Source organism: Gemmatimonas sp., from assembly GCF_041689975.1.
Taxonomy (GTDB): Bacteria; Gemmatimonadota; Gemmatimonadetes; order Gemmatimonadales; family Gemmatimonadaceae; genus Gemmatimonas.
In genome coordinates this window covers 1-7,635 of the sequence record NZ_JBDNFF010000299.1, presented here as the reverse complement: position 1 = coordinate 7,635, position 7,635 = coordinate 1, and the positions used below count along the sequence as shown (strand labels likewise).

Genomic DNA, 7,635 nt, shown 5'->3' with positions numbered 1-7,635 from the left:
TTACGGATCGAGCGCAACGGCGAACTCGTGTGGGCAGGTCCGATCGTGTCGATCGAGCGGCCGGTTCGCAACGGGTCTGGTGCCGACTTCGTGACAATCTCGGCGTCCGACATCATGAAATGGATGTCGCGCCGCACGATCAAGGAGGATCTGGCGTTCAACCAGAGCGACGCCGGGCTGGTGTTCAAGGACGTCTTGGACTCAGCAACTTCGCTGGACAACCTCTTCGGTTTGGAATGCCCCATTTTCCAAACGGGGTACGCAATGACTCGTCAAATTGTGGCCCTGAACTTCGAGTACGCCTCCGACATTCTCGAGGAACTCGCTCGATCCGCCGTGGACTACTTCGTGCTAGGCACCGACCTAGTCGTCCAAAATCAAGATGCAACTGGCTTCCCGGCTGGGTGGTATGTGATTCGCGACGGGGTCCAGGAACAGCTAGCTCCAACCCCCGACCCGTTCGGGCGATACTTCTTCGGGCTTTTCACCGACGAGGCGTGGGTTGAGCGCCCAGGCTGGGTGATTGATGGTGAAGCCCAAGCCAACAACGTGTACGTCCCTGGAGCCGATTCTGGTGAGGGCGGATTCCGTCGTTTCTGGACAGCTTCCGATGTTGACATGGAGGCGGGTCTGTTGGACTACGTGGACGTTTCAACCCTGTACCGGCCGCAGGCTGGAACCCCGATCACTTCGATCGGCGTATTCCAGGAGCGCGCCGATTCGTTGCTCGCATTGCGCCGTGACGCCCCGGTGATTTTGTCTGGCGGGATGCTGGGGCAGAATGCTCCGGTGACCGTGGACATGCTGTTCCCCGGTTCGCTTTGGTCAATCGACCTAGCAGATCATGGGGTGTCCCAGCTCCTGTCCATTCAGCGACTGAAGCGCGTGGACGTGCAGGTCAGTGTTGGGGAGGGAGGGATAAGCGAACGCGTGTCCCCGACCTTCATTCCAATAGGAACCGACGAAGCAGGCGGGAACTGATGTCCAGCAGGATATTGGCACTACCCGACCAGGCTTTGCTTGGTTTGCTAAATGGATTCCAGCGACGCCTTTTCAGTTTGCAAAGTCGCTCCATGTTCCCGGGGTCCGTTTCCCAAGCCGAAGTCCCTGGCCCGGTTGCCGTGCCGATTTTCGGGTCCCCTGCGACACTGGCCAGCCTCCAACTAGATGCTGGTCGCTGGTTGATCATCGGAGGCTTTCGCTCAGCGTCGACATCCCCTGGCGGCGACGTGCCGTACTTTGTTCGCTCTCAGATCGTGACGCCAGTAGGCACGTCAGCGAACTTTGAGGTGGGTCACCCCAATCCTGGCCCGGTGACCGTGTCCCTGGACTGCTCCATGCCAATATGGTCGGCGTCCCTAGCGGCTCCTGGCACCGTGTCTCTGAGGGTGCAGCGGTCCTCGAACCTTTTGACGTGCAATGCTTCGGAGATCTACCTCATAGCGTGCCCATCGTGAGCGACCGCAATTTGATTTCTGCGGGCCCGGCGTTTTCCCGCATGTTGTCAAGTCTGCTGTTGACTACTCGAAGGACGAACCAGAGAATCCGATGGACTGGCTCCGTGAGATCAGTCGTTTTCGACAGTGTGAATAGTCCCATCGCCCTGCCCAACGCTGTCGTGACTGGTCTGGTTTCGCTGCCTCTTGACCCTGGCCGCTGGCTGATCACTGCGGGGCTCTACACGAGCGACACTTCATCGTCCGGGCAGAACGTGTACCGAATTGACGGCTTCATCAATCTCCCTGGGCTACCGCCATTCGGTTCATCGTCCACGGGATTCACCGCATCGCCGGGCTTTTTTACTGGTGAAGTTGTAACGATATCGAGGGCCGCAACCCTTACGCAGGCGGGCAGTGTGTCGTTGACTGCAATGTCAACAGGTGCAGTGACAACCGCCACAGTGCGACTGGCTTACATTGTGGCGGTGCCCTTCTGATGAGTGATCGAAACTTGAGATTGCCTGGCCAGGCCCTCCATGAGGTGTTGAAAGAGCTGGACCAAGAAATGACCGCCTTGGAGGCTCGCGTCAGGTGGCCTGGCGCCACGCGCTCCATCCAGGGAGGCCCGTGGGGCCCGTTTGTTGCCAGCGAAGGAGCCCCATTGGTCCTAACCCTAAATCTTGACCCAGGGCGCTGGGTGCTTCTGTCCAACATGTCGATTGCGCTTGGGTCGACCGACCAATTCAACCACCCGCCCGGCGGGCATATCGAAACAACCCTGCAGGCTTATTCTTTGGGATTCAACGTGAACCGTAACGTCGGCCTGTTCACCGGAGTCTCTGGGGACAGGGCTTCAGCGCTGGCGAATGTTCTCGAGGTGGACTACCAAAATCCCATACAAGTGTACTTGAGTGGCCAGGGTTCTTACTTCATGACTGGATGGCCGCCAGGAGATCCGACCGGAAGCTTCACCATAGAGTCGGCGTCCTTGGTGGCGTTCCCTGGTTGAGCCTTCACCGCTTCGATCATCGCCCACCCGGGCTGAGCTAGGCTGCGCCGATGGGACTCTGCGGAAGTGTACGGTGCGGGTGCGGGATCGTTTCGAGTGATGGCTCGTTCACTATCTCGGGCTCAGGCGAACCTGGTGACCCATTCAATCTGGCGGCCGCCTCCACCCCGTGGGTGGCGGTGACGCTCATCAACTCGTGGGTGAACCTTGGTCTGCAGCCAGCCCAATATCGAAAACTTGGCGACATGGTGTATATCCGGGGCCAGATCCAGAGCGGCGCAAGCGGCACGTCGGCGTTTACGGTGCCCGTTGGGTTTCGCCCGCCCACCAGTCTTGACTTGTCGATCGTCGCTTATTCTGGTGGCGCTGTTGTTGCGCTGGCATCCGTCCAGGCGGGCGGCCCTTTCAATATTTGGACCGCAGCCACAGGCAACGTGTCGATCAACTGCCAGTGGTCGGTTACCGTATGACGTCCAAGACCCTGTCCTGGGCTACAGTCACGCATTGCGGCATGGCCGCCTAGCATTCCTCGTTTACACTCGGTACACCTTCGTGTACGCTCGGAAACATGGATCGCCTAGTGATCGTCCCCGAAGTCGTGCTCAACGACCTCTGCGCTCTCGCTGAGCGCGCAGCGGAACGCATCAAGGTGACGACCTGCGGCCCCGAGGATTCTCTCGTCATGGCGCTGCGAGGTTCGGTGCGCGAAACCCGAGTCCACTCACTGCTCGAACCGATTGGGTAGAGTCACCTTCGTGCCCCTCTGCGGATCATCCACCTGTGGTTGCGCTGTCACCTCGACTCCGGCGACCTCCGGCGCGATCAACGGCTTCTTCCCGTCCATCACTGTTGCTGGCAACGGCACCCCGGTCTCCCCGTGGCTATTCAACCTCAACCCCGACTGGGCTGGTGCTGCCGCAACCCACCTGAACAACCAGACCAACCGGCTTGCGTGCCACACCAGTCGATCCGGTGCACAGACGATTGCGAACGATGTCGCTACGGCTGTGTTGTTCGACGTCGAAACATTCGATGTGGGCGGCTTGCACTCAAACTCCGTCAATCCCGATCGCATCACCTGTCCGGCTGGTGGAGGTGGCCTGTACCTGTTGTGTTACACGGTCACCTTCGACACTCAGGCCACCAGGTGGCGTGCTGCATGGATGAGCCGGAACGGGTCGACGGGTGACCGACACGGGATCACGGTTGTCAATGCCGTGACGGGCAGCAACGTCACGTCGTTATGTGGGACGACCATTCAACGGATGGTCCCAGGCGACTACTTCCGGGTGATCGCATCACAATCCTCTCAGTTCGCTCTCAACGTGCTCGGTAACGCCACGGCGGCTGCGTTGACGACGTTCGCAGCGACCAGGTTGGGCGACTGATGCCGGAGTGGCGTTGCGCCGCCCACGACGTTCGTGAGGAGGGGCGCCAGCAGCGACTCCGGGAGAGGCAGCTATAGGTTGAGGCGGTAAGAACCGGGGGTCGTTGACTCCCAACTCAATGCACCTGTCGCGCTCGTACCCGGGCGTTGACGAGACCGGCACGATCATGCTGCAGTCCGCACCTGACTGCACCACCCCGTACTCGGGGCCGTTCCGCAAGATGACCGTCTTCGTCGCTGGCTACTCCACCGAGCACGAGCGACTGTTCATCCGGGCGAAGCGCACCGAGGCAATCAAGTACGCACGCGACAACAAGCTCACCTTCGACCAAGTCCTGGCGTCGCAACTGTGCAACACGGTCGCCGAAGAACTGTTCGCGTTCTAGCGGCGCTGGCGTTGCAGCTCGATCACCATCGCTGCACCTTCGAGCACGTCCAGCATCCGATCGACCTGAGCGTCGTCGAGCTGTTTCCAGGACACCAGATCTCGACGCAAGATCACCTCGGCCAGCTCGATCCGCTCGTCCCGGGTGAGCCCGAGAGCGTCGGCGAGCAGAAAGATCTTGCGTCGACGCGCTGCAGGGGTACCGGTTTCCGCCTGGGACATGGGCTTACACTACGCGCTGATGCCACGCAACGCCTCGTACAGCGGATCGTTCGACGAGATGCCATTGTCGGTTCAGCGCGCCGCCTCGGTCCCACGCGACTGGTACGACCAGGCGCTGTGCCGCAACGACAACGGGTTCGTCAAGTGGGCGTGGATCGCCGAGGAAAAGGTCACCTACAAGCTGGGCACCCAGAAGATCAAAGGCCACGTCCTGCACGATCTTGCGTTGACCGTTTGCGCTGTGTGTCCAGTCCAATGGGAGTGTGCCCTCGGGGCGATCCAGGCTGACGAGCGCGCTGGTGTGTGGGGCGAGCACGTCGACCGTCTCAGGTTCATCGCGAACAGCCCTCACCAAGCCGCTCAGGCCCGAGCGATGGGCTTCACCGTGCAGGAGGCTGTACAGCGCATCGCAACCGGCATATCATGACGCCATGCTCACACTCACCCGTTGCACCATCACCACGGATGACGACACGCTCGGGGAATTGATGCCCGACGCCGTGGTCATCATCAGCGGCGACTCCCCGAACTCGACCGTCCAGATCAGCGTCCCCGACAACACCCGCCGCAAGTTCGTGCGAGTCGAGCGAGTCCTCGAGGCGGTCATCAAAGGCTCCGGTAAGGAGTGGGTGATCCAGGGGCGCTCCGAGAACCTTGAGCAGGCCGTTGGTGTGAGTAGCGATGAATCGCAGGTGACGTACCGAATCAATGCTGCGGGCGGCTGCCAGGGTTGCTCATGAACTACTTGGTCCTCGTCATCGTGCTGGCGGCGGTGACATTTCGCGTGGCGCGTTTCGTGGTGCTTGACACCCTGGTCGAAAACCAGCGCTTCAGGGTCTACGCCTGGCTGCTCAACCACGAGCACTGGTTCTTCCACAAGATGCACGAGCTGCTGTCCTGCCCGTACTGCATCACCATCTGGATCTCCGGCTTCGTCGTTGGCGCATACATGATCTTCGTCGGCTCGATGCCGATGCCTGTCTTTACCTGGCTCGCAGTTGCCACCGGTTCGCTGCTGTACTGGAGAGCAATCGACTACGAACGGGACGACTGATGGAAACAGCCGCACTCACACGCGCCGAGGAGCGAGAAGCAGCGCAGATGACCCGCTTCTTCGAGCGCGTACGCATGGGGTGCGGCCCGCTGAACGCTGCAATCGAAGTCGGTTGGTCACCTCGAGGTCTCGAGAAGCGCACCAAAGATCCCGACTTCGCCGACATGCTCGCCGTTGCACGCGAACGCCTTCTCGAGGACATCGAGGAGACCGTCATCGAAAAGGCCCGTTCAGGGAACGTGAAGTGCATCCAGATGGTGCTGTACAACCAGAGAGCCGACCGGTGGAAAGACGTCCGGCACATCAAGATGGAATCGTCCGGCCAGTTGGATCAGACCGTTGTGTTGTCGGTGAAGCAGGCGATGGTCGAGTTGCTGCGTGACCGTGGGTCGGTCGCCGCCCTGCAGCCAGCGCCGGTTGCGCTCGAGGCGATCGATGTCGACAGTCGCTGACGACCTCGTTGCTCAGGCGCAGAGCATCGGGCTCCCGTCGCTGATCGGGATGAAGATCGGCCACACCATCTGGGACGGTGGGTGGCAGCCGTTCCCGTTCCTACTCGACATCGAATCCGAACTCGTCCCGGCGTGCATGAACCAAGACGAGCAGGACTGGTTCATCCTGAACGCACCCAACCAGATCGGCAAGACATCGATCGCGGTGCTGTTGATCTTCTGGTTCATCGGCATGTTCCCCGACCGCCAGGTCATCTTCATTTCCTACTCGGACGGCTACAGCACCGAGACAGGTCGGCTGGTTCGCGACCTGTTCAAGCGCTACGGCGAGGAGTTCTTCGGGCTCAGCGTCGACCGCGACAATGACTCCCAGGGCGACTGGTCGCTCGCCGGCCACCCATCGGGCGGGATGTTGTCGGTCGGCATCGGCGGTCAGATCACCGGACGTCAAGGCCACCTCGTGTGGGTGGATGACATCCTCAAGACGATGGAGGAGGCAGCCTCGTCCACCACGAAGGATGGTCACTGGTCCGCATGGCAGGGCGCCATCTGGGGCCGCCGCCAACCCGGCTCCACCTACGTGGTGGCCTCAACCTGCCTGGCCGACGACGATCTGTCCGGCCGGCTCAAAGCACAGCAGGACGCCGACGGTGGTATCCCGTGGAAGCGGCTCGTCTACCCCGGCATCTGCTACGCGCCCGAAGACCACGAAGGAGACCCCGCCCAGTATCGCGACCGGCTCGGTCGAGCCCCCGGTGACCCGCTCCACACTCGCTTCACCCGCCCCGGCGACACACAGGAGAACAACTGGTGGACGTTGGCAGAGATCCAGTTGAAGAACCCGCAGTTGTTCGACTGCATGATCCAGCAGAACCCGAACAACTCAGACACCGGCATGTTCCCCGCCGATCGTTGGGTCAAGATGCTGCGCGCCGACTGGCCGGACCGGTTCGTGTCGTGTCGCGCATGGGACATCGCTGAGACCGAAGGCGGCGGTGACTACACGGTTGGCGTGATGGTGTCAAAGGCGTCGAACGGTCTCGTGTTCATTGAAGGCCGGTACCGCAAGCAGGTCGGGCCCGAGCAAGGCATCATCGATGTCAAGTCCACCGCTCAAGCCGACGGCCATCACGTCCCGGTCCTGATTGAGGAGGAGAAGGGCGGCGCAGCAAAAAAGCTGGTCGCCTTCTACGCACAGCATCTCTCCGGGTTCCAGGTGATCGGAACACCCACCGACGGCTCGAAGGAGGTGCGAGCAACCACTTACTCGATCCTGCAGAAAGGTCGTCAGGTGGTGCTGCCCGCCGACGAGGAGGACGCCGAATGGGTGGAGCCGTGGATCAAGACTCACAAACTGATGATGGGCGACGGCCGCAAGCCGAAGCACGACGACGAGATCGACGCCGCCGCTCACGCCATCCGGTATCTGGTCGTCCACGACCCAGCTGAGTACGCCGACGCATCCGAGATCACCGACCAACGGATGATGGAGCTACAGCAGATACTCGAGGAGATGGGCCTCTAGCGAACCATGAAGCGGGCATGTTCGGACTCCCGCAAGATCTTGCGATCCGGGCGCTTGTCCGACTCGACCCAGGTGGTGATCCGCTGCTTGGACATCTGGTGATGCTGGGGCATCAGAATCTTGAACCGCTGGTCAAGCGGGTACGGCGAGTAGCCCCCGACG

12 protein-coding genes are annotated in these 7,635 nt (G+C 61.0%); 11 read left to right on the top strand and 1 reads right to left on the bottom strand.

Annotated features, from left to right (window positions below; genetic code table 11):
• The 6 genes from ACESNG_RS18095 to ACESNG_RS18070 all read left to right on the top strand — a co-directional run.
• Positions 1-981, top strand: a 981-nt coding sequence (locus ACESNG_RS18095) for a hypothetical protein (protein ID WP_373070189.1), incomplete at its 5' end; no start/stop codon positions are given.
• Positions 982-2,136: 1,155 nt separating this feature from the next.
• Positions 2,137-2,448, top strand: a complete 312-nt coding sequence (locus tag ACESNG_RS18090; RefSeq protein WP_373070187.1) for a hypothetical protein — start codon at positions 2,137-2,139, stop codon at positions 2,446-2,448.
• Positions 2,449-2,627: 179 nt separating this feature from the next.
• A complete protein-coding gene (locus tag ACESNG_RS18085) occupies positions 2,628-2,918 on the top strand; it encodes a hypothetical protein (RefSeq protein ID WP_373070185.1) in 291 nt (96 codons plus the stop codon).
• A 98-nt stretch (positions 2,919-3,016) separates the two neighbouring features.
• Complete coding sequence (locus ACESNG_RS18080; RefSeq protein WP_373070183.1) at positions 3,017-3,193, top strand: hypothetical protein; 177 nt, start codon at positions 3,017-3,019, stop codon at positions 3,191-3,193.
• 10 nt (positions 3,194-3,203) lie between these two features.
• On the top strand, positions 3,204-3,836 hold the full coding sequence (locus tag ACESNG_RS18075) for a hypothetical protein (RefSeq protein ID WP_373070181.1): 633 nt from the start codon (positions 3,204-3,206) through the stop codon (positions 3,834-3,836).
• Between the two features lie 118 nt (positions 3,837-3,954).
• The gene (locus ACESNG_RS18070; RefSeq protein WP_373070179.1) at positions 3,955-4,221 is read left to right on the top strand and encodes a hypothetical protein; all 267 of its coding nucleotides are present in this window, start codon (positions 3,955-3,957) and stop codon (positions 4,219-4,221) included.
• Here ACESNG_RS18070 and ACESNG_RS18065 read toward each other — a convergent pair.
• On the bottom strand, positions 4,218-4,442 hold the full coding sequence (locus ACESNG_RS18065; protein ID WP_373070177.1) for a hypothetical protein: 225 nt from the start codon (positions 4,440-4,442) through the stop codon (positions 4,218-4,220). The two genes, ACESNG_RS18070 and ACESNG_RS18065, sit on opposite strands and share 4 nt — an antisense overlap.
• Positions 4,443-4,461: 19 nt before the next feature.
• Here ACESNG_RS18065 and ACESNG_RS18060 point away from each other — a divergent pair, with 19 nt between their 5' ends.
• Genes ACESNG_RS18060 through ACESNG_RS18040 form a run of 5 tightly spaced genes read left to right on the top strand, consistent with a single transcriptional unit; the run spans position 4,462 to position 7,473 of the window.
• Positions 4,462-4,869 carry a WhiB family transcriptional regulator gene (locus ACESNG_RS18060; protein WP_373070175.1) on the top strand — a complete coding sequence of 136 codons (408 nt, stop codon included), beginning with the start codon at positions 4,462-4,464 and terminating at the stop codon, positions 4,867-4,869.
• Between the two features lie 4 nt (positions 4,870-4,873).
• Positions 4,874-5,182, top strand: coding sequence for a hypothetical protein (locus ACESNG_RS18055; RefSeq protein WP_373070173.1), 309 nt, complete (start codon positions 4,874-4,876; stop codon positions 5,180-5,182).
• Positions 5,179-5,496, top strand: a complete 318-nt coding sequence (locus tag ACESNG_RS18050; RefSeq protein ID WP_373070171.1) for a DUF1360 domain-containing protein — start codon at positions 5,179-5,181, stop codon at positions 5,494-5,496. The genes ACESNG_RS18055 and ACESNG_RS18050 overlap by 4 nt, the downstream gene beginning before the upstream one ends.
• Positions 5,496-5,948, top strand: coding sequence for a hypothetical protein (locus tag ACESNG_RS18045; RefSeq protein ID WP_373070169.1), 453 nt, complete (start codon positions 5,496-5,498; stop codon positions 5,946-5,948). Before ACESNG_RS18050 ends, ACESNG_RS18045 begins: the two co-directional genes overlap by 1 nt.
• Complete coding sequence (locus tag ACESNG_RS18040; protein WP_373070167.1) at positions 5,932-7,473, top strand: terminase large subunit domain-containing protein; 1,542 nt, start codon at positions 5,932-5,934, stop codon at positions 7,471-7,473. The genes ACESNG_RS18045 and ACESNG_RS18040 overlap by 17 nt, the downstream gene beginning before the upstream one ends.
• The last annotated feature ends 162 nt before the right edge of the window (positions 7,474-7,635 follow it).